Genomic DNA, 20,655 nt, shown 5'->3' with positions numbered 1-20,655 from the left:
GGAGAATAAGATGAATATGCCAAAACGCTACAGTGAAATGACACCGCATGAGCTAAGGGAAGAAATTGGCGCTTTGAAGGAGCAAGCAGTAAAAGCTGAGCAGCTTGGGATTGTCAATGAATTTGATGTATTAATGAGAAAAATGGCAATGGCTCGTGCTTATATGACGGATATAAACAAATTCCGTATTGGTGAAACATATGAATTAGTAGAAGAACCTGGTGTATTATTTAAAATTACGTATTTCAATGGGGTATTTGCTTGGGGATATAAGCAAAATGATAATGAAGAGATTGGCATACCAATTTCCTTATTGCAAGAAAAATAAAAACCAGAGAGCATATATCTCTCTGGTTTTCATCTTTGGTAGGCGTTAAAGGAGATAGGAGATTCTAAAATTGGCGTTTTTTACATTCATTTGCCAATATAATGAGAGACTGGGTTTGTTGCGTCTGTCCGTTAACTTGCGCTTTCGCATGTTTTGGACGAGTCCACGTATGGTTAAATAATTCAGAACGACTATCTAAGCGATCACGGTAGCTCATCTTTATCACCTCGTGTAGGAAGTTAATTTAATTTGTATTACTCTTCCTGCTGATTTGCAGCACGCATACGTTCTTGTGGGTGCGTGTTAATTGTGCCGTTAGGTCGTTTCGAAGCGAAGCGTGATTTCGCTTTCGGTTGACCGTCGATTTTGCTGTTGTTTTTTGACTCAGACCAAAATTCGGCTTGTTTACCCATTACGAACGCCCTCCTCATTATCGGTTGATACCTCTTTAAGAAGTATCAATTATAGAATGTGCAAAATTGAAGAAACTATCCTTTAGAAATGAAGGGATAAATAGGTAAAAGGAGATTATAATATGAATGATATTTATGAAACATTAACGAAAGAATTATTAGACAAGAATGACAAGCTTTCTTACGCACAAGCTCGTGCGTGGGTTGAGTTACTATGGGAAGATTTTCAAACAACTTATGCAAAATCAGGTCGTTATCAAGGCGATGAAATGACGGAACAAGTGGTACGATCATGGATTAATAATCATGGTGTACGCCTTCATGAAATGCGTACAAATAATCCGAAGTATAGTCATTTAATTAATCAAGAAGATCATTTGAAACATTAAAAAAAGCGACTTAAGTCGCTTTTTTTAATGTGGAAGTAATTCCAGTTTTTTTCGAAGCTTTTCTTCACTAAAGATCCATCCTGTATAGGAACTAATAATATTTAAATTGTGGTCGAGCTGAACGATTGCAACAAATGGATAATAATCTTTACTTCGATATCGTAAATCAATGAATCGTACTTCATAATAATGGTCATGATCAAAAATATCCCAGCGATATACAGGAGAGAAAGATAGAAAGGCCGAGATGTTTTCATCTTGTTTAGCTGCTCGCATAATATTATTGTCTGGGAACGGTACCCGATCGAACTTATCATATATCATGATGTTACCACGGTGCCATCTCGCAACGTAGTAATAATCAGCCGTAACGATTGCTAAATGGTAATGGTAAAATCGGTAAGAAGGAGAAATGATAATCTTTTCGACATTTTTGAAACGTTTGTGTACAACGCTTCTTATATTTCTGTGCATCATAATCCGTCCGATATAGTAAACAATCATTAATATATATGCCGCTAAAGCTGTATATCCCTTATGAGAACCGACGAGCATGCAAGCAATTGCAAGTATATGGATAAAGAAAATTACGGTGTCGAATGTATTAATCACGCCGAGTGCGACCCATTTTTTTGTGAAAGGCCGTAATGCTTGTGTACCATAGGCATTGAAAATATCTACAAAGACGTGAAGGAAGACAGCAATAAATGACCAAAGCAGTAGATGAAGATATGGAGCGTCTGAAAAGAAGGCGAAAGAGATGCCACTTATAAGGAATGACCAAAGAATTACCGCAGGAATAGAATGAGTAATTCCACGATGATTTCTTATATATTTAGCGTTATTACGCAATTTTAAAACTGTGTCAATGTCAGGAATGTTGGAACCAGCAATTGTAGCAAGCATAACAGCTTGGGGGCCAATATCACTTTGTGCTATGGCTGGATCTAATGTTGCTAAGCTACCTAAAGTGATACCCATAACAAGGTGAGTGGCTGTGTCCATAGAAATCCACCTCCGTTTTTTATTAATGTAACTCTTTTTATTCGATACCTCAAGTCCTTTGCCTTCTATTTCCTGTATCATCTTACTTAAATTTTTTCCTAAAATCTTTATAATAGTACTTATATGCAAAAAAATGAGGGGGATCAAGTTTGACACTTGAAATACTAAACAATTTTAATATAGAGCAGTTTCAAAATGATTTAATTGGTTGGTTTGAAGAAGAACAGCGCGACTTACCATGGAGAAAGAATAAAGATCCATACCGCGTTTGGGTTTCTGAAATTATGTTACAGCAAACAAGAGTAGAAGCTGTAAAACCATATTACGCAAATTTTATGGGGAAGTTTCCTACACTTGAAGCGTTAGCGAACGCAGATGATGAAGAAGTATTAAAAGCATGGGAAGGTTTAGGATATTATTCTAGAGCACGTAATTTACATGCGGCAGTAAAAGAGGTAAAAGAAGTATACGGCGGAGTTGTACCAAGTGATGTAAAGAAAATTGAAAAGTTAAAAGGAGTGGGACCATATACAAAAGGTGCTATTTTAAGTATCGCATATGGTATACCAGAGCCGGCAGTTGATGGAAATGTTATGCGTGTATTATCTCGTATTTTATCAGTATGGGATGATATTGCAAAACCAAAGACTCGAAAAGTTTTTGAAGAGATTGTGCGTGAAATTATTTCAGTAGAAAACCCATCTTATTTTAATCAGGGATTGATGGAATTAGGTGCACTAATTTGTATTCCGAAAAATCCAGCATGCTTACTTTGTCCTGTACGTGAACATTGCAGAGGATATGCTGAAGGTGTTCAAAAAGAATTACCAGTAAAAAGTAAAGCGAAAGCTCCTAAAATGGTACCTATTGTTGCAGGTGTACTTCAAACTGAAGACGGTCGTTACGTTATTAATAAACGTCCAAGTACAGGTTTGTTAGCTAACATGTGGGAGTTTCCGAATGTGGAACTTGGAGAAGGTATTCGAAATCAGAAGGAACAGCTTATAGATTATATGAAAGAAAAATTTGAGCTCGAGGTTTCTATTGATGAATACGCAATGAATGTACAACATACGTTTACACATCGTACTTGGGATATATTTGTATTTTACGGAAAAATAACCGGTAATATTGTTGATACAGATACATTAAAATTTGTATCAAAAGAGGTATTTGAGCAATTACCTTTCTCAAAATCACACCGTACTATTTATGAAAATTGTGTGGAGAAAATTACAATGCAATAAACAAAAAAAGTGTTCCCAATCTAGGGAACACTTTTTTAATCGTAAGAAATTTTTGTCCCATGAGTCCAACTAGCTTCACCTTCTTGTAAGCCGCCTCTTGATTCGATTTCTACTACAATTTCTTTGTAAATACTTTGCCCTTCTACATTTAAATAAGGCAGAACCTGTTGTAGTGAGTGATGAAAATAAGCTAATTCATCTTCTTTCCATTCATTTTTTGAAATCATCGTTAGTTCAGTCATATCGCGTCCTATATACATATTTACACCTCCATTTTCTATAGTTTGAATGAGTAACAAAAGTTATATGCGGAAATTTTAAAAAAGAAAATTACGGATAGCTTCTAAGTGAATTGGTTACATTATTGATTGTGGAGGTGAGAAAGATGAGTAAAAAACAACAAGGTTATAACAAAGCAACTTCTGGTGCTAGCATTCAAAGTACAAATGCTAGTTATGGTACAGAGTTTTCAACTGAAACAGATGTACAAGCTGTAAAACAAGCAAACGCACAATCAGAAGCAAAGAAAGCACAAGCTTCTGGTGCACAAAGTGCAAACGCTAGTTATGGTACAGAATTTGCAACTGAAACAGACGTGCATTCTGTGAAAAAACAAAATGCTAAGTCAGCTGCAAAACAATCACAATCTTCTAGCTCAAATCAGTAATGAAAGAAAAACACTTCTCTAATTCGGGAGAAGTGTTTTCTTTTTGCGTGGATCGTTGTAATGAAAAGAAAGCGAACGACATAACTTCTAATAAGTCAACAAATGTAGTCAAAGGAGAAGGAAGTTAACAATTAGAATTATGTAATTAGGAATAATAACTGATGAATAAGTCCAAAAGGGGGTAAGTAATGAACGATTTTGATAAGTTGATAGGGGAGCAATTAGAAACGATGGATGAGTTGTTAAAGTTACAAGCACATCTAGAGAAGTATCAACAAATCGAAATGAATGAAAAAGATACGTGCGATAAAAAAGAACTGCATTTTATCCGTCAGGAAATATATAGAACAGAAGTAGCGTTGAAGATGTTACATGAGAAATTTGAAGAACAAACGAATAGTGTAATTCAATCTTTTGCAACTGAAAAAATGATTTCAAATTTAGGGTAAGATATATTGTTATCTTCAGGTGAAAAGTCCTTCTTTGTATGGAAATAGAGAAGGGCTTTTTCTATTACATGTCCTCGCTTATAAATAATGCAGTACAATCCCTATCTCTTAAGAAGAGTTGGGGCATAGTATTCAACGATAAACCTCCTGCATATTCAATTTGAAAAATAGAGTCTTATCCCTTTAGTTTTAAAATTTCGACAAAAAAGTTATAATAGAAAAAAAGTGAATGCCGTTCAAAGGGCATTTGCAGTTGAAAGAAGGGAGCATATATGGGATTTCCCAAAGAAGGAGAAAAAGTACAAATACATAGTTATAAACATAATGGCTCCATTCATAGAATGTGGGAAGAAACAACAATTTTAAAAGGGACACAGAGTCTTGTAATCGGAGCGAATGATCGTACAGTAGTTACAGAATCGGATGGCCGAACATGGATTACTCGTGAACCAGCAATTTGTTATTTTCATGCCAACTATTGGTTTAATGTGATTGGGATGCTTAGGGAAGATGGCGTATATTATTATTGTAATTTAAGCTCACCTTTTGCGTATGATCCTGAAGCATTAAAGTATATTGATTATGATTTAGATATTAAAGTATATCCAGATATGACATATACGCTTCTAGATGAAGATGAGTATGAAAAACATAGTCAAATTATGCAGTATCCACCTGTTATTGATACAATTTTAAAACGAAATGTAGCACATTTAACACAGTGGATTCATCAAAGAAAAGGTCCATTTGCACCAGACTTCGTAGATATGTGGTATGAACGATATTTAATGTACAGAAATTAAAACAAACCTGCAGGGGGCTTCCCGGCAGGTTTGTCCTATTAGAGGGGGGATTATGTGCAAGGCATAAAAAGATATTTACAATTTGTTAAACCATATCGATGGCTTATTGCTATTACAATTATTATTGGACTAGTTAAGTTCGGTATCCCACTTATTATGCCGTGGTTATTAAAGTATATTATCGATGATGTAATTCAAGGCGCGGGCTCACTTCAAGATAAAACATCTCAATTAATAACAGCGATTGGAATTGCTTTTTTTATTTTTGCGGTATTAAGACCACCGATTGAATATTATCGTCAATATTTCGCCCAACGTATCGCAAATACAATACTGTATGATTTGCGGAAGCATATTTTCGGTCACTTACAAAAGTTAAGTTTACGTTATTACTCCAATACAAAAACAGGGGAGATTATTTCGCGTGTCATCCATGATGTAGAACAAACGAAGGATTTTGTAATTACTGGTTTGATGAACGTCTGGTTAGATACTGCAACAATTGCTATTGCTATCATTGTTATGTTTTCTATGAATATAAAATTAACATTTGTTGCGTTATTGATTTTACCTATTTATGTAATTGCAGTGAAATATTTTTTCGGACGTCTTCGGAAATTGACGAAAGAGCGTTCACAAGCGTTAGCGACGATGCAAGGGTATTTGCATGAACGTATTCAAGGAATGCAAGTGACACGTAGCTTTGCGTTAGAAGAGTATGAGGGGAAGCAGTTTGAAAAAAGAAATAATGAATTTTTAACGAAAGCATTAACCCATACAAGTTGGACGGCAAGAACATTTTCGGCAGTAAATACGTTAACCGATTTAGGTCCGTTACTTGTGATTGGTTTTGCAGCATATGAAGTAATTCAAGGGCAGTTAACGCTAGGAACGATGGTAGCTTTTGTTGGATATATGGATAGTTTATATAGTCCGCTTCGCCGCCTTGTTAATTCATCTACAACATTAACACAATCTTTTGCATCGATGGACCGTGTGTTTGAACTGTTAGATGAAAAATACGATATTGTTAATGTACCAAATGCGGTACAAACGAAAAAATTAAATGGAGAAATTGTATTTGACAATGTTTCTTTTCGTTATAATGCAGATGAAAAAGAGATATTACACAACTTGTCATTAACTATGCAGCCTGGAGAGAAAGTAGCGCTTGTAGGAGCGAGTGGGGGAGGAAAGTCATCTCTTGCTAGTTTGATCCCGCGTTTCTATGATGTTTCTGAAGGCGCGGTTTATGTAGATGGCATAGATGTAAGAAAGTACAATATGAGAAATTTGCGTAGTCATATTGGAATTGTACTGCAGGATAATTTATTGTTTAGCGATACAATTGGAGCTAATATTTTATATGGAAATCCGAAAGCTACAGAGAAAGAAGTGATTGCAGCTGCCAAAGCTGCGCAAATTCATGATTTTATTATAGACTTACCAGATGGTTATAATACTGTCGTTGGAGAACGTGGTGTGAAGCTATCAGGCGGGCAAAGACAACGCGTGGCAATTGCACGAGTGTTTCTAAAGAATCCGTCGGTACTTATATTAGATGAAGCAACTTCAGCATTAGATTTAGAAAATGAAAGGTATATTCAAGAGGCGCTTCAGACGTTAGCTGCTGACCGGACAACGATTATAATCGCACATCGATTAGCGACGATTACGCATGTTGATACGATTATTTACATTGAAGACGGTGAGATTAAAGAGACTGGTTCTCATGAAGAGTTAATGCGAAAAAGAGGATTTTATTACAATTTATATCAACTTCAACATATAACAGAAACAGCTCCTTTACCATAAAAGGAGCTGTTTTTTTATTCGTCTTCTTTTTTATCATCGATTTGGAGTTCTTTTTCTGGTTTATGATATGTGTAGAAGCTATCTACAAGCAAATCTAAATGCTCTACTTCTTCGCTATAGTTAATGATGGAAGAAATAAGAGGGAAGAGATGTAACCATGTTTTATATGCTTCTTCATCGTCCTTATTTTGATATTCCATAAAGATATCAATTAATTCTTGTTTACCTGTTTCAACTTCATCAAGCATTTCAACTGATTGTTGTTTTTTTGCTTTACCAATAAATTTTAATAAAACTTGTTCATGATAATGCGTTAATGAGTCAAGTTCATTTTGGATAGATTCCTGAAATTCTTCCGGCATATAGCGCAGTTCATTTTCAGTACGGTGTAATGATTTTAACGTACTTAAAGCACGGCTTGTTGTCGCTAACATTTGTCTGAATAAAACGAGCTTACGAATTTTTGCGAACTTTACTTTTTTCGTATAGCTTCTTTCTTCTTTATACAGCAAATAGTAATGATTTAGTTTAATCATTTTTTCTTTCATACGATCAATATCAGTTTTTAGCGTTGTAAAATCAGAAGCCTGCCTGCTATTCATTCGAATCCATTTTACAATTTCTTCTGTATTATCAACGATACGATGATAAAGTTTTGTTTCATATTTTGGCGGCATAAATACTAAATTTACAAGTGAAGCCGCAATAATACCAATCATAATCGTCGCAAATCGAAGTAAGGCAAAACTAAAGAAATCTTCGCCTTGATACTCCATAATGGCGATAACTGTTACTAAAGCAATTGATATTGTGTTTTCTAATCGTAATTGTAATGTAAGAGCAATTACTAATATACATGTTAATCCAATAATAAAAGGATTATGTCCAAAAGCAGTAGCAAATGCGATAGCAAATATCGCACCAATTACATTTGCTTGAATTTGTTCAAGTGCTGTTAAATAAGAACGGTATACAGACGGTTGAACAGCAAAGATAGCTGAAATTCCCGCAAATACCGGACTCGGTAATTGAAGTAAAATACAAGCAAATAAAGCTAACGTGATGGCAATACCCGTTTTTAAAATGCGAGCACCAAGTTTCATACCCTTAATAAGATCCTTTCTCTTGTCATAATGAATGTACAACATGATACTATACATTCATTACAATATGTTAGCAAGTGATATTTTAGTGACGTTAAAAGAAATTAGTGTTCATTTTATCCCGCTAATTGTGAGTAGTAAGATTCCTGCCTCAAAAATTAGAAGCTAGATGCCGGTAAACGCTCGATTGGTGTAGGCTAATTAAAGTTTCACTTTATAATTTTTCCTAATTCCTTTTAAACATCAGTTTTTAGTAAAAAAACCTGCTGAATTTCAGCAGGTCTCAAATTGTTACTATAGATTACTATGAGAAGCGTACTTCGTCAATTTTTTCTTAATAATGAAAATTACTCATTTTACTCTGTTGAGATAGATGGGTCTGCCTGTTCTTTTTTCGGGATAATCTCAAAAAACTGGTTCTGTATATCATCTAATAATGCTGTTAATAAAGCAACTTCCTCATATTGCTCATGTTCGTTTAGTACACGAATATAGTCTAGCAATAATTCAGTTACATCTTTCAAACCATTTTTACTAATTGGTTGTAATGCAACATTTGCCCCTTTTGCAATTCTTCTTTTTAAGGCCTGTTCTGTTAGGCCTAAGTTTGAATCATGACGCAAATAAACAACACCGCCAGTCATGCCAGCGCAAATCCATGGACCAGGGTCACCTAAAACAAGCGCTCGCCCATTTGTCATATATTCAAAAGCAAAACCTTTAATATTGGAGTATGCCCCTATATTTCCTTGCTCTTTTTCACGGAGTGGTTTTGTTATTCTACCTCCAATTATCATGTCTGCACCAGAAAGGCGAATGCCAGCGCGAGCATCAGCGTTCCCTTGCACGTATAGTGCCCCTTTTTGTGCACCATATCCAAATCCTTTTCCGACAGAACCGTTATAATATACTCCGTCTTTTCCTTTTGATTTCGTTATATAAATCCCACCACCAAAGGAAGTTTTACCAATGCCATCTTGTGCACCGCCATTTACGTGTATAAATAAATTTTCACTATTGTAAGCGCCTAACCCATTTCCGGGAATAGAACCATTCGTATACTTTAATGTAAGTGGTTCAAGTTGAGTAGCTTCATATAGTTTACTGCGAACGCGATAACATGATTCTAGACCACCCATAACGCGTTGCTCTACACCAACGCCTACTAATTCTTTTGAGTCAGCAGAATGAACTGTCTTAAATTGTTTTTCTGGTACGCCATCTGTTGTTGTAACAGATGGATGTTCTATTATTTGTAATAAATTACGTAAGTTTAATAAATTTTCGCCTCGAACTTGCTCTAATAAATCAGAACGCCCAACAATTGCTTGTAAATTTGTATACCCAAGCTGTCCTGTTAATCGTTTTAGTTCTATACCGAAAGAGGTGAATAAATTTAGCAGGCCAGTAACTGCGCTTTCTAATTCGCGTGGGACGAAGCGGCGTAACCCATGTTCCTTTGCTTGTGCTTCAGACTCGATTTGTGTCGCAATTCCGACATGGCAAGTATCTAGATGACACCCACGGCAAGTAGTACAGCCGATTGCAATCATTGATAGTGTGCCAAATCCAATACGGTTTGCTCCGAGAAGCATGATTTTCAAGGCATCATTTACACTTCGAATACCACCATCTGCCCAAATCTCTACTTTATGTCTCATGCTCGCTTCTAATAAAGCGTTGTGAGCGGCTTTAACACCAATTTCTACAGGAAGACCTACATGTTGCAAGGCGTGAATACGTGCAGCACCTGTTCCGCCATCGAATCCGCTAATGTTAATAAAATCAGCACCAGCTTTGGCGATACCGACAGCAATTGTTCCGATATTAGGAACGACAGGGACTTTCACGGCTACTTTGGCAAGTTGATTAGCTGTTTTAATTTCCGTAATCATTTGAGCTAAATCTTCAATTGAATAAATATCATGGTTATTAGAAGGTGAAATTAAATCTGAGCCAATTGTCGCATTACGTGCTTCAGCGATTTTGGCTGTTACTTTTGAACCAGGTAAATGCCCACCTTCCCCAGGCTTTGCGCCTTGACCAATTTTGATTTCAATTAAGTTCGATGAGTTTAGTAGTTCGGCATTTACTCCAAATCGCCCAGATGCCACTTGTTGTCCACGTGTATGTGGATATTTTCCAATCATATCTTTAATTTCGCCGCCTTCACCGTTCAAGCTAATCATATTTAGCTGATCGGCCGCTTCTGCATATGCGCGAAAGGCAATTTCGTTTTGAGAACCAAATGACATAGAACTAATAATAAATGGAAAATAATGGTTTTTAATGCCGATAGATACTTCTTCAGTTGGAACGACATGTTTTGTTTGTTTCGTTTGAACAAGGTGTCTGATTGCGATGGGATTATTCTCTTCTAGTTCACTTAACTTGTCACGGTAATCATCATAAGAATTTCCTTTTGCAACATCGCCGATTGCTTTCCAAATTCGCGGGAATATATGAAATGATTTTCGCATTCTAATTTTAGGATTGTTATAATCATCCGCTCGCATTTTTGCATCTTCAGCAAGTGATTCAAGTGAAAAAGCTAAATCATTTGAACCGAAGAAATTTGTAATCTGTAATATATTTGCGATTTCTTCATGTAACCCAATAGATGAATAGAGACGTCCGTAACCACGTAACTCATGAATTCCAATTGTTGAAATGACTTTTTCTAATCCTTTATTAAGTGCATTATACAGATTCGTAATTGGTGTTTTTGTTCCATCATTTACAGTCGCGAATAATAAATATGGATTAATACTATCTGCTCCTAATCCATATAGCGTGACAATGTCATGTAAGGAGCGAAGGGCACCAGAACGTATAACGAGAGAACAATTGCGGCGTAATTTATTTTCACTTAATGCTTGATGTACTTTAGCAGTAACTAAATGTGGATCAATCCACAATCTTTCATTTAGATGGGCTTTTGCGTCATCTAATACTAGTAGGGAAGCACCATTGTTAACAGCAGCTATCGCTTCAGAACTAATGCGGCTTAATGCACATTGTAGAGTTTCTGACGAGCTGAATGTAGCAGAGATTGTGGCGATAGAGTTATGAGTTTTAAATAGCTCTATGAGTTGTTCGTACGTAATTGTGTGTAATTCCTCTGCAATAGGTTGTGCCACGCTGCCTTCTAAAATAATTGGTGAAAGCATTTCAACTACAAATGGCCGTTTTGCGCCACTTAATAAACTTGGACGCTCTCCAAGTACAGTACGTGTAGAGAAGTGTTCAATTTCACGGTCACGGTCAATTGCAGGGTTTGTAACAACAGCTACACTTTCTTTAATGAAGTCAGCGATATTTCGTCTATCAGTATCAAGTGCGGCAAGTGGGGAGTCATGCCCAAGTGAGCGTATTGGCTCAACGCCTTTTGTTGCCATCTGTTCAAGGAGTTGAATATGTTCTCGGTCCCATCCGAAAGCGACGTATTGTTTCGTTTCAACTTGAACAGAATCACATAGCCCTTGGATTTTTTTCGTTTCAGGGATAGATAAATTTAAATGGTAATTGGTAGTATCAATTCGCTTTTTAAAACGGTTATATACTTGGATTTGATATCTGTCATATTCATAAAGAACAAGTTCATCTTGTTCATTCCATTTTAATCCGACTTTTTCTCCAGGAGCGAGTGGTTTTGGTTCTGCTACATATTTAGTTGGTGATACAACTCCAGGTTCAGAAGAGAAAATATAAGAGCTCTCTGTCTCTACTTTCCATACTGGGCGTAATCCAAGGGAATCAACGCTGAAAACAGCTTCATCTTTAAAACGGGAAATGATGCCAGCTGGTCCTTGGGCAAAATGTCCCCATGCTTCACGTATATACGTATATAAATCTTGTAAAGGTGTTTCATAAAGTTTAATTTCATTAATAATTGGTGGGAATAGAATTTCCATTGCTTCAAATAAGCTGTAGTTGTATTGAACAAGTAGGGTTTCTAAGGTGCGGTTTAAATCTTGAGAGTCACTGCCTCCTGCAGTAAGTGGTACATCAATCATTTCGGCTTGATCGCGTAATTTCGCAATTGTGTTAATTTCACCATTATGTCCGAGAATGCTAAATGGTTGTACACGAAAAAAATTAGATAATGTATTAGTAGAGTAGCGGTTATGTCCTAATGTCATAGTTGAAGCGATAAGCGGATGTTGTAAATCATTATAGTAGGCAACAAGCGTATCACCAGCACCTAGAACTTTATATACAACATGATCACGACTTAATGAAGCAACATGAATTGCTTCGTTTTCCTCTATTTTTATTGTGACAGAAAATAATGTTTGCTCAATATTTGTAATTTCGTTTTCTGCGATAAGGGCAACTTGCCAAAATAAAGGTTCTTCTTGTTTACCAAGTGGACCGAGTGCATCTGAGTTTGTTACATCATCACTTTCGAAAATGATAGTAAAGTTTTTGTTGTTTAATTGCGTACGAATATAATCTTTTAAGACAGTAATGTCTTCTTTTTTATTTAGAAAAAAATGTCCAACGATAAAGTGGGGATGATCCACAATCGTTGGATTATATCCGCTACTTTTTAGTTTTTCATTCCAAAGCGTTTTTGGTATATCAATGTGAATGCCGATGCCATCGCCCTCACCATTAATGAAACCAGCTCTATGATTCATTTTGACGAGTGATTGTATGCAAAGGTCAATGTTTTCTTTTGTAGCAATTTTTCGTTTCTCCATAACGGAAACGATTCCACACGCATCATGTTCTGCATTTCTATAATCTCGAAATAAAGACGGTGTCCATGTATTTTTTTTATTGAGCATCCGTCAATCCCCCCTCTTGTAAAAGTTAGAATAATCTTACTATTTAAGGTGCGAATCACCTTGTACACAGAGATAGTAATGCTGTAAAAGAGTATAAAACAGATAATTATGAATAATTATACTATTAATACGGAATTTATGAAATAGAAAAAAGGAAAAAAGAAAGGTGAGCTTTCTTTTTTCCTTTTAATGACGGGATTATTTATTGTCTGCTAGGGCAGCAAATGCTCTGCCGACAGCTTCGATTGTATATTCAATATCTTCTTTTGTATGTTCTGTAGTTAAGAACCATGCCTCGTATTTAGAAGGTGCTAAGTTAATTCCTTCTTGAAGCATAAGCTTGAAGAATTTACCGAACATTTCACCGTCTGTATCTTGTGCGGCATCGTAATCTTCAATTGTATTTGTTGTGAAGTATACAGTTAAAGCCCCTTTTAGACGGTTTAATGTAATGTCGATATTATGTTTCGCTGCTTGTTCTAAAATTCCTTTTTCAAGCATTGCACCAAGTTCATCTAATTTCTCATAAAGCCCTTCTTGTTGAAGCACTTCTAGACAAGCGATACCTGATGCCATAGAAGCAGGGTTTCCTGCCATTGTACCAGCTTGGTATGCAGGTCCAAGCGGAGCAACTTGTTCCATAATTTCTTTCTTACCACCGTAAGCACCGATTGGTAAGCCGCCGCCAATAACTTTACCAAGCGCTGTTAAGTCAGGTGTCACACCAAGTAAGTCTTGAGCACCACCGTACATAAAGCGGAAAGCAGTAATAACTTCATCATAAATTACTAATGCGCCAGCTTCGTGAACAAGTTCATTCACTTTTTCAAGGAATCCTGGTTTAGGCTCTACAATACCGAAGTTTCCAACGATCGGTTCTACAAGGATAGCTGCTACTTCATGACCCCATTTATCTAAAGCCTCTTTTAAAGTTTCGACATTATTAAATGGAACAGTAATAACTTCTTGTGCAATACTTTGTGGTACGCCAGCTGAGTCAGGAGTTCCTAAAGTAGAAGGACCAGATCCAGCTGCCACAAGTACTAAATCAGAATGACCGTGGTAACAACCAGCGAATTTCATGATTTTTGTGCGACCTGTATAAGCACGAGCAACACGAATCGTTGTCATCACTGCTTCTGTACCAGAGTTTACGAAACGGACTTTATCTAATGCAGGCATTGCTTCTTTTAACATTTTTGCGAATTTTACCTCTAGCGCTGTTGGTGTTCCATAAAGTACCCCATTTTCAGCAGCTGTTGTAATTGCTTTTGTTATATGCGGATGAGCATGTCCAGTAATAATAGGACCGTATGCTGCTAAATAATCGATATATTTATTTCCGTCTACATCCCAGAAATAAGCGCCTTTCCCACGTTCCATAGCAACAGGAGCGCCGCCGCCAACTGCTTTAAAAGAACGAGAAGGACTATTAACACCGCCCACGATATGCTCTAAAGCTTCTTTATGTAATGCTTCTGACTTTGTGAATTTCACTACAATTCATCTCCTTACAAAAATCTATGTATTATTCTAACATGTTTTTCGAAAAGACGTATTGTTTGTGATAGCGAAGGCAGTTGGGTAAACTATTCGTTGTGACATTTAGGAGGGGGGTCCGATTATGAAATCGGTAATTGAGGTACAAGGGTTACGTAAAGAGTTTACAGCCTATTCAAGTCGTCCGGGCTTAAAGGGTGCATTTCGCGATTTATTAAATCGTAATTATAAAATAGTACCAGCAGTAAATGATGTATCTTTTACTGTAAAGCAAGGTGAAATGGTTGGTTATATCGGTGAGAACGGTGCTGGTAAATCAACAACAATTAAAATGCTTACGGGGATTTTAACTCCGACATCAGGGCAAATCACAGTAAATGGAATGAACCCACATAAACAAAGAGAAGAATTTGTAAGAACAATTGGTGTTGTTTTTGGACAGCGTTCGCAACTTTGGTGGGATATTGCAGTACAAGAATCGTTTCGTTTATTAAAGAAAGTGTACGGTGTATCAGACGCTCAGTATAAGGAGCATATGGAGCACGTAATTGAAACGTTAGATATAGGGCCTTTATTAGATAAACCAGTTCGAAAATTATCTCTTGGTCAAAGAATGCGTTGTGAATTAGCGGCAGCCTTAATTCATAATCCACCGTTATTATTTTTAGATGAGCCAACAATTGGGTTAGATGTACTTGTGAAATTGAAAATACGTGAATTTTTAAAAGAAATGAATGAACGTTATAAAACAACAATTTTATTAACAACACACGATATTACTGATATTGAAGCTTTATGTGAGCGCGTTATCATGCTGGATGAAGGGAATATTATGTATGACGGTTCTTTAAGTAATCTTCGTACGCAGTGGGGAGCAGAGAAGGAAATTCACTTTCAGTTTGTTGCACCAGTTTCCTATCAGGCTTTATCAATGGTTATGCCAGATAATCATGTCGTTTGGTCGAAAGCGAAAGAGGAAAATGCATGGGTTGCAAAAATTCCGAATGAAGAAGTTATTATTTCAATGCTTATTTCTAAAGTAGTACAAGCATTTCAAATTAAAGATTTAAAAATTAACGAAGTGTCTACAGAGGAAATTATTCGTAACATTTATGAAGAAGGTATTACGCATGGGTAAGTATATTGAAATGATTCGAATTCGCTTTTTAATGATGCTTGCGTATCGTACAAATTACTATAGCGGGATTTTAATTTATACGATTAATATCGGTGCTTACTATTTTTTATGGCAAGCAATTTATAGCGGAAAAGAGAATATTGAAAGTTTATCTATTTCGCAAATGACCACGTATATCGCAATCGCGTGGATGGCACGTGCCTTCTATTTTAATAATATAGATAGGGAAATTGCGATGGAGATTCAAGAAGGACGTGTGGCTGTAGAATTAATTCGTCCGTATAACTATTTGGGAATGAAAGTTATGCAAGGTCTTGGCGAGGGAATATTCCGTTTTGCCTTCTTTTCCATTCCAGGCATGGTTATCGTTACGTTATTATTTTCGTTGCAAATTACAACGAATTTTCAAACTTGGTTATATTTCTTCTTATCTTTAATATTTAGCTTTATTATTAATACACAAATTAATTTAATGACGGGAATGCTTACGTTTTTCCTATTTAATAATAGTGGAATTATGTATGCAAAACGCGTTGTTATTGATTTATTTTCAGGTCTATTATTACCAATTAGTTTTTATCCGTTATGGGCCAAAAAAGCAATGATGTTTTTACCGTTTCAGGCTATTAGTTATATTCCAAGTATGATTTTTTCTGAAGGTATACAGGGGAGTAAGTTGTATGAGGCTTTAGTATTTCAAGTGATTTGGGCGATTGTACTTATTATTCCAATTGTACTCATGTGGAGAACGGCGAGAAAACGTCTAATTGTACAAGGGGGATGATGAGATGCTATATATAAACTTATTTTTACAATATGCAAGTCAATATATAAAAACGAAATTGGAGTATCGAGGCGATTTTATCGTTGGTTTACTTTCTGATTTATCGCTTCAAGCAGTTAATTTAATATTTATTCTCGTTGTATTTGGGCATACACAAGCATTGAAGGGATGGAGTCGAGAAGAGGTAATCTTTATTTATGGTTTCTTTTTAGTACCATTTGCCATCTTTTCAGCTTTCTTTAATATATGGGATTTTAATGATCGATACATTATTAAAGGGGAGATGGATCGTGTATTAACGCGACCGATCCATAGCCTATTTCAAATTATATTAGAAAGAATGGAACTTGAATCTTTAATTGGAGCTATTACAGGGATTGTTGTAATGGGATATGCAGCTGTGGAGTTACAATTATCTTTTTACTGGTATGATTTCTTCTTATTTATATTGATGGTAGGAGGAGGAGCACTTGTATATGGAGGGATATTTGTTACGTTGGCGAGCCTTGGTTTTTGGTCGGATGCGAAAAGCTCAATTATGCCTCTTATGTATAACATAGGTAATTACGGGCGCTATCCTGTTAATATTTATAATCGTGTAATTCGTTTCATTTTAACGTTCGTTTTACCGTTTGCGTTTGTTGGAGTATATCCAGCAGCATACTTTTTAAGAAAAACAGAATGGAATAGTTATGCGTTTGCGACGCCAATTGTTGGTATTATCTGTTTTACGATTGCAATCACCCTCTGGAACCAAGGGGTAAAAAGGTATCGTGGCGCGGGTAATTAATTATAGAAGCTTGTTCGTTTCTAAGGGATAAATCAGTTCTCCACCTCATACATATAAAATGAGGTGGAGGACATGTTATGGGGATTTATTCTATTAATTGCAGCAATCGCTATTTTGAAAAGTGTCCAATTATTATGGAGTTCCTATTCAGATTCAACGCGTTTTTTTTCGCTCTATAATTTGGCCACATTATTTTTAATCTATACAACAGTACTAATCGCATTTGGATTAAGTTACGTTGTATTAGAGGAAATGGGTTTCGCAGTTTTGAAAGAGGACGGAGAAAGTTTGAACGCTCATTCTTTTCAACTCGTCGAAGTTTGTTTATATTTTAGCGCAGTTACTTTATTGTCTGTTGGATATGGTGACATATCTCCGATTGGAATTGGGCGATGGATTGCAATCGCAGAAGCGCTAATTGGATATACACTCCCTTTTGCTTTTGTGATGAGGTCTGTAATAGACAATGAAAAATAAGGAAGCATTTGTTATAGTAAAGGAAAAGAGTAGGAGTGATAACTATGATTACAGTAGGAGAAATGGCACCAGAATTCACATTAGAGGGAAGTAATGGAGAAGAAGTTCGCCTAGCTGATTTCCGCGGTAAAAATGTAGTTCTCTATTTTTATCCCAAAGATATGACGCCAGGATGTACAACTGAAGCATGTGATTTTCGTGATGCGTATGGAGTATTTCAAGAGAAGGATACGGTTATTCTTGGAGTAAGTCCTGATTCAGCGAATAGACATTTAAAATTCATTGAGAAACATGAATTGCCATTTACACTTTTAGTAGATGAAGATCATAAAGTAGCAGAGTTATACGATGTTTGGAAGTTAAAAAAGAACTTTGGGAAAGAGTATATGGGAATCGAGCGTTCTACATTCCTTATTAATAAAGACGGTGAACTTGTAAAAGAGTGGCGTAAAGTGAAAGTGAAAGGACATATTGAGGATGTTCTTTCTTATATAAAATAAATCTACATTGGGGATAAAATATGCAGAAACAAGGCAAGTGTCTATACATATTTTACTGCCTTACATAAAGTGGAAGTGTAGGGCATACCTCCTCAGATGATAGTATTCCAAGTGCGATTATGTCGCACTTTTTTCTGTGGAATATATGAAGAAAAAAGGGAAAGATACATAAAAACAAGTCCTGAATATAAAAATAAACTACATACTTATAGTAGAAATATTGACGATTTATAAGAAAAGGAGTACACTCTTTATAAGAATTATAAAATAATAATCCGTATAGAATCGGGGTGCATGACGGTGGTCAAAGAAGAATTAAAAGAAGCGCTAGAAATGCTGAAAAATACGGGTGTACGCATTACTCCACAGCGTCATGCTATTTTAGAGTACCTTGTGGAATCAATGACGCACCCAACAGCGGATGATATTTATAAAGCATTAGAAGGTAAGTTTCCAAATATGAGTGTTGCAACTGTCTATAATAACTTACGTGTGTTTAAAGAGGTTGGACTTGTAAAGGAATTAACTTATGGAGACGCTTCAAGTAGATTTGATTATGTTACAAGTCAACATTATCATGTGATTTGCGAAAAATGTGGTAAGATTGTTGATTTTCCTTATGGAGGCTTGGAAAAGCTGGAAGAGGAAGCTGCGAAAACGACAGGCTTCGTTATCAATAGTCATCGCTTAGAAATTTATGGCGTTTGTCCAGAGTGTCATAAGGCGTAATATATAATAAAGAAAGAGGCTGACGGCTATACGTCAGCCTCTTTCTTTATTATATAAGGATTAGCGTGAGGTTAATCGGGATTTACAGTGCTAAGTTAGTAAGGAGGGTTAGATAAAAGTTTGTCGAATTTACTTTGTATTGGTGGAAATGAATTCTGGGAGGGGACATTTTGAAGAAATATGAGATTAAAAATAACATTCCAACATTGGAAGAATATAAATATTTATGTGATTCTGTGGGATGGACTAACTATATAAACTTTGAGGTGGCGGAAATATCACTTCAAAATTCGATTTACTGTATAACAGTCAAGGATAATAATCAAATCATCGGCATGGGGAGAATTGTTGGTGATGGGGCTATCTATTTCTATATTCAAGATATAGTGGTTCATCCAGAGTATCAAAAGAATGGTATTGGAAAGAAAATAATGAATACTTTAGTAGAATACTTAAATCAGAATGCTCCAGATAAAGCATTCATTGGTTTGTTTGCGTCGCAAGGTAAAACATCATTCTACGAAAAATATGATTTTAAAGATTATTCGCCTAATATGACAGGGATGTTTACTGTTATTTCGAAAAAATAGGTGTAATAAATTTAATAAAACAATTAAAAAGTTGATTTTTTAAGAAATCAACTTTTTAATGAGTTGAAACATTTGTAGTGTTGCAAATTCGTATTTCCCTTGATACTTATGATTTATAACTCTTCTTATTATACTTTTCATCAAATTCTTTTCCTTCTAGATCTCGATCTAGTGTTAAAGGTTGATTGCAGTGCATACATGCATCGACACGGCCGAGCATTTTTGTTGGCTTATCACAGCTTGGGCAAATAATTTGGATAGTCTTAGTAGATAACATACCAATCCAAAAGTAAACGACAGTGCTAGCGATAACAGCTAAAAAGCCAACCATCATAAACGTTGTCATAATAATAATGTTTTCGCGGAAAAAGACACCTAAGTATGCAATGAAGAGGCCGATAAATACTAAACTTAATGCAAAGGTCCGGATTTTATTGATTTTGTTTGAATACTTAATGCTCATTCTCACCACGCTCCTATACTAATAATATAACATACAATTTAGAATTTTCACTCTCACGTAAATTGATAAAGGGATAAGATATGAAATGAATAGGAGGGGAGCCATGAAGAATGAATGGGCGCTATAATGATTTTTACAGCGGTTTTTAAGTTTTTAACGGGATGTGAAATTTTTTTATAAAAAGTATTGACCATGTATATACTGCATGATATATTAATAACCGTCGCTGATGCGGAAACGCAGAAAACGACAAAAAAGAAATAAAAAAACTTAGTTGACATTAACTAACGAAGATGTTAACATAAGGAAGTCGCAAATGAGCGACCAAGTAGTTCTTTGAAAACTGAACGAAACAAACAACGTGAAACGTCAATTTTTATTTTAGATGCTAGACAAACTAACTTTATTGGAGAGTTTGATCCTGGCTCAGGATGAACGCTGGCGGCGTGCCTAATACATGCAAGTCGAGCGAATGGATTAAGAGCTTGCTCTTATGAAGTTAGCGGCGGACGGGTGAGTAACACGTGGGTAACCTGCCCATAAGACTGGGATAACTCCGGGAAACCGGGGCTAATACCGGATAATATTTTGAACTGCATGGTTCGAAATTGAAAGGCGGCTTCGGCTGTCACTTATGGATGGACCCGCGTCGCATTAGCTAGTTGGTGAGGT

At 36.0% G+C, this 20,655-nt stretch carries 22 protein-coding genes and 1 rRNA gene; 15 read left to right on the top strand and 8 right to left on the bottom strand.

Annotation, left to right across the window (positions count from 1 at the left end; genetic code table 11):
- Positions 1-10: 10 nt before the first annotated feature.
- Complete coding sequence (locus AB6801_RS21705) at positions 11-328, top strand: YfhH family protein (protein WP_001057024.1); 318 nt, start codon at positions 11-13, stop codon at positions 326-328.
- Positions 329-392: 64 nt separating this feature from the next.
- On the opposite strand, the gene AB6801_RS21700 is transcribed toward AB6801_RS21705, so the two are convergent.
- Positions 393-545 carry a YpzG family protein gene (locus AB6801_RS21700; protein WP_000122093.1) on the bottom strand — a complete coding sequence of 51 codons (153 nt, stop codon included), beginning with the start codon at positions 543-545 and terminating at the stop codon, positions 393-395.
- A gap of 37 nt (positions 546-582) precedes the next feature.
- Entirely contained in the window at positions 583-741 is a 159-nt protein-coding gene (locus tag AB6801_RS21695) for a small, acid-soluble spore protein K (RefSeq protein ID WP_000517891.1), read from the bottom strand.
- Positions 742-863: 122 nt separating this feature from the next.
- Between AB6801_RS21695 and AB6801_RS21690 the strand changes: the two genes are divergently transcribed.
- A complete protein-coding gene (locus AB6801_RS21690; RefSeq protein ID WP_000998166.1) occupies positions 864-1,130 on the top strand; it encodes a YfhJ family protein in 267 nt (88 codons plus the stop codon).
- Between the two features lie 24 nt (positions 1,131-1,154).
- Here AB6801_RS21690 and AB6801_RS21685 read toward each other — a convergent pair whose 3' ends face one another.
- Positions 1,155-2,135, bottom strand: a complete 981-nt coding sequence (locus AB6801_RS21685) for a metal-dependent hydrolase (protein ID WP_000379106.1) — start codon at positions 2,133-2,135, stop codon at positions 1,155-1,157.
- A 149-nt stretch (positions 2,136-2,284) separates the two neighbouring features.
- Between AB6801_RS21685 and mutY the strand changes: the two genes are divergently transcribed.
- Entirely contained in the window at positions 2,285-3,382 is a 1,098-nt protein-coding gene (gene mutY, locus AB6801_RS21680; protein ID WP_000171394.1) for an A/G-specific adenine glycosylase, read from the top strand.
- 35 nt (positions 3,383-3,417) lie between these two features.
- Here the strand turns inward: mutY and AB6801_RS21675 are convergent, their stop codons facing one another.
- Positions 3,418-3,642, bottom strand: a complete 225-nt coding sequence (locus AB6801_RS21675) for a hypothetical protein (protein WP_000275436.1) — start codon at positions 3,640-3,642, stop codon at positions 3,418-3,420.
- Between the two features lie 125 nt (positions 3,643-3,767).
- Between AB6801_RS21675 and AB6801_RS21670 the strand changes: the two genes are divergently transcribed.
- The 4 genes from AB6801_RS21670 (at position 3,768) to AB6801_RS21655 (ending at position 7,116) form a co-directional block, all read left to right on the top strand.
- Positions 3,768-4,049, top strand: coding sequence for a gamma-type small acid-soluble spore protein (locus AB6801_RS21670; protein WP_000039046.1), 282 nt, complete (start codon positions 3,768-3,770; stop codon positions 4,047-4,049).
- Between the two features lie 188 nt (positions 4,050-4,237).
- Positions 4,238-4,498: a YgaB family protein gene (locus AB6801_RS21665; RefSeq protein WP_097999050.1), complete on the top strand. Its 261-nt coding sequence runs from the start codon at positions 4,238-4,240 to the stop codon at positions 4,496-4,498.
- 272 nt (positions 4,499-4,770) lie between these two features.
- A complete protein-coding gene (gene ntdP / locus AB6801_RS21660; protein ID WP_000506624.1) occupies positions 4,771-5,301 on the top strand; it encodes a nucleoside tri-diphosphate phosphatase in 531 nt (176 codons plus the stop codon).
- 54 nt (positions 5,302-5,355) lie between these two features.
- Positions 5,356-7,116 carry an ABC transporter ATP-binding protein gene (locus AB6801_RS21655; protein ID WP_001161596.1) on the top strand — a complete coding sequence of 587 codons (1,761 nt, stop codon included), beginning with the start codon at positions 5,356-5,358 and terminating at the stop codon, positions 7,114-7,116.
- A 14-nt stretch (positions 7,117-7,130) separates the two neighbouring features.
- Here AB6801_RS21655 and AB6801_RS21650 read toward each other — a convergent pair whose 3' ends face one another.
- From AB6801_RS21650 to hemL, 3 genes are all read right to left on the bottom strand, one after another.
- On the bottom strand, positions 7,131-8,219 hold the full coding sequence (locus AB6801_RS21650) for an aromatic acid exporter family protein (RefSeq protein WP_000765787.1): 1,089 nt from the start codon (positions 8,217-8,219) through the stop codon (positions 7,131-7,133).
- 356 nt (positions 8,220-8,575) lie between these two features.
- The gene (locus AB6801_RS21645; RefSeq protein ID WP_097999049.1) at positions 8,576-13,012 is read right to left on the bottom strand and encodes a glutamate synthase-related protein; all 4,437 of its coding nucleotides are present in this window, start codon (positions 13,010-13,012) and stop codon (positions 8,576-8,578) included.
- Between the two features lie 198 nt (positions 13,013-13,210).
- A complete protein-coding gene (gene hemL / locus AB6801_RS21640; protein ID WP_000673239.1) occupies positions 13,211-14,509 on the bottom strand; it encodes a glutamate-1-semialdehyde-2,1-aminomutase in 1,299 nt (432 codons plus the stop codon).
- 127 nt (positions 14,510-14,636) lie between these two features.
- Here hemL and AB6801_RS21635 point away from each other — a divergent pair, with 127 nt between their 5' ends.
- The 7 genes from AB6801_RS21635 to AB6801_RS21605 all read left to right on the top strand — a co-directional run bounded on the left by AB6801_RS21635 (position 14,637) and on the right by AB6801_RS21605 (position 19,520).
- The gene (locus AB6801_RS21635) at positions 14,637-15,650 is read left to right on the top strand and encodes an ABC transporter ATP-binding protein (RefSeq protein WP_000843658.1); all 1,014 of its coding nucleotides are present in this window, start codon (positions 14,637-14,639) and stop codon (positions 15,648-15,650) included.
- Positions 15,643-16,434: an ABC transporter permease gene (locus AB6801_RS21630; protein WP_016121803.1), complete on the top strand. Its 792-nt coding sequence runs from the start codon at positions 15,643-15,645 to the stop codon at positions 16,432-16,434. The genes AB6801_RS21635 and AB6801_RS21630 overlap by 8 nt, the downstream gene beginning before the upstream one ends.
- Before the next feature lie 4 nt (positions 16,435-16,438).
- Positions 16,439-17,224, top strand: a complete 786-nt coding sequence (locus AB6801_RS21625; RefSeq protein ID WP_000965772.1) for an ABC transporter permease — start codon at positions 16,439-16,441, stop codon at positions 17,222-17,224.
- A gap of 72 nt (positions 17,225-17,296) precedes the next feature.
- On the top strand, positions 17,297-17,701 hold the full coding sequence (locus AB6801_RS21620; RefSeq protein WP_000964343.1) for a potassium channel family protein: 405 nt from the start codon (positions 17,297-17,299) through the stop codon (positions 17,699-17,701).
- A gap of 44 nt (positions 17,702-17,745) precedes the next feature.
- A complete protein-coding gene (gene bcp / locus AB6801_RS21615) occupies positions 17,746-18,201 on the top strand; it encodes a thioredoxin-dependent thiol peroxidase (RefSeq protein WP_000633710.1) in 456 nt (151 codons plus the stop codon).
- Positions 18,202-18,501: 300 nt separating this feature from the next.
- The gene (gene perR, locus AB6801_RS21610) at positions 18,502-18,930 is read left to right on the top strand and encodes a peroxide-responsive transcriptional repressor PerR (RefSeq protein WP_000237829.1); all 429 of its coding nucleotides are present in this window, start codon (positions 18,502-18,504) and stop codon (positions 18,928-18,930) included.
- Between the two features lie 170 nt (positions 18,931-19,100).
- The gene (locus AB6801_RS21605; RefSeq protein WP_097999048.1) at positions 19,101-19,520 is read left to right on the top strand and encodes a GNAT family N-acetyltransferase; all 420 of its coding nucleotides are present in this window, start codon (positions 19,101-19,103) and stop codon (positions 19,518-19,520) included.
- Positions 19,521-19,626: 106 nt separating this feature from the next.
- Here the strand turns inward: AB6801_RS21605 and AB6801_RS21600 are convergent, their stop codons facing one another.
- Entirely contained in the window at positions 19,627-19,983 is a 357-nt protein-coding gene (locus tag AB6801_RS21600; RefSeq protein WP_000025058.1) for a YgzB family protein, read from the bottom strand.
- Between the two features lie 403 nt (positions 19,984-20,386).
- Here AB6801_RS21600 and AB6801_RS21595 point away from each other — a divergent pair.
- Positions 20,387-20,655, top strand: a 16S ribosomal RNA gene (locus AB6801_RS21595); the annotation flags it as partial.

This window comes from Bacillus sp. RCC_6_1 (genome assembly GCF_041360755.1).
In the GTDB taxonomy this organism is placed as follows: domain Bacteria; phylum Bacillota; class Bacilli; order Bacillales; family Bacillaceae_G; genus Bacillus_A; species Bacillus_A cereus.
The sequence above is the reverse complement of the archived record's forward strand: the minus strand, read 5'-3'. Positions and strand labels throughout refer to the sequence as shown.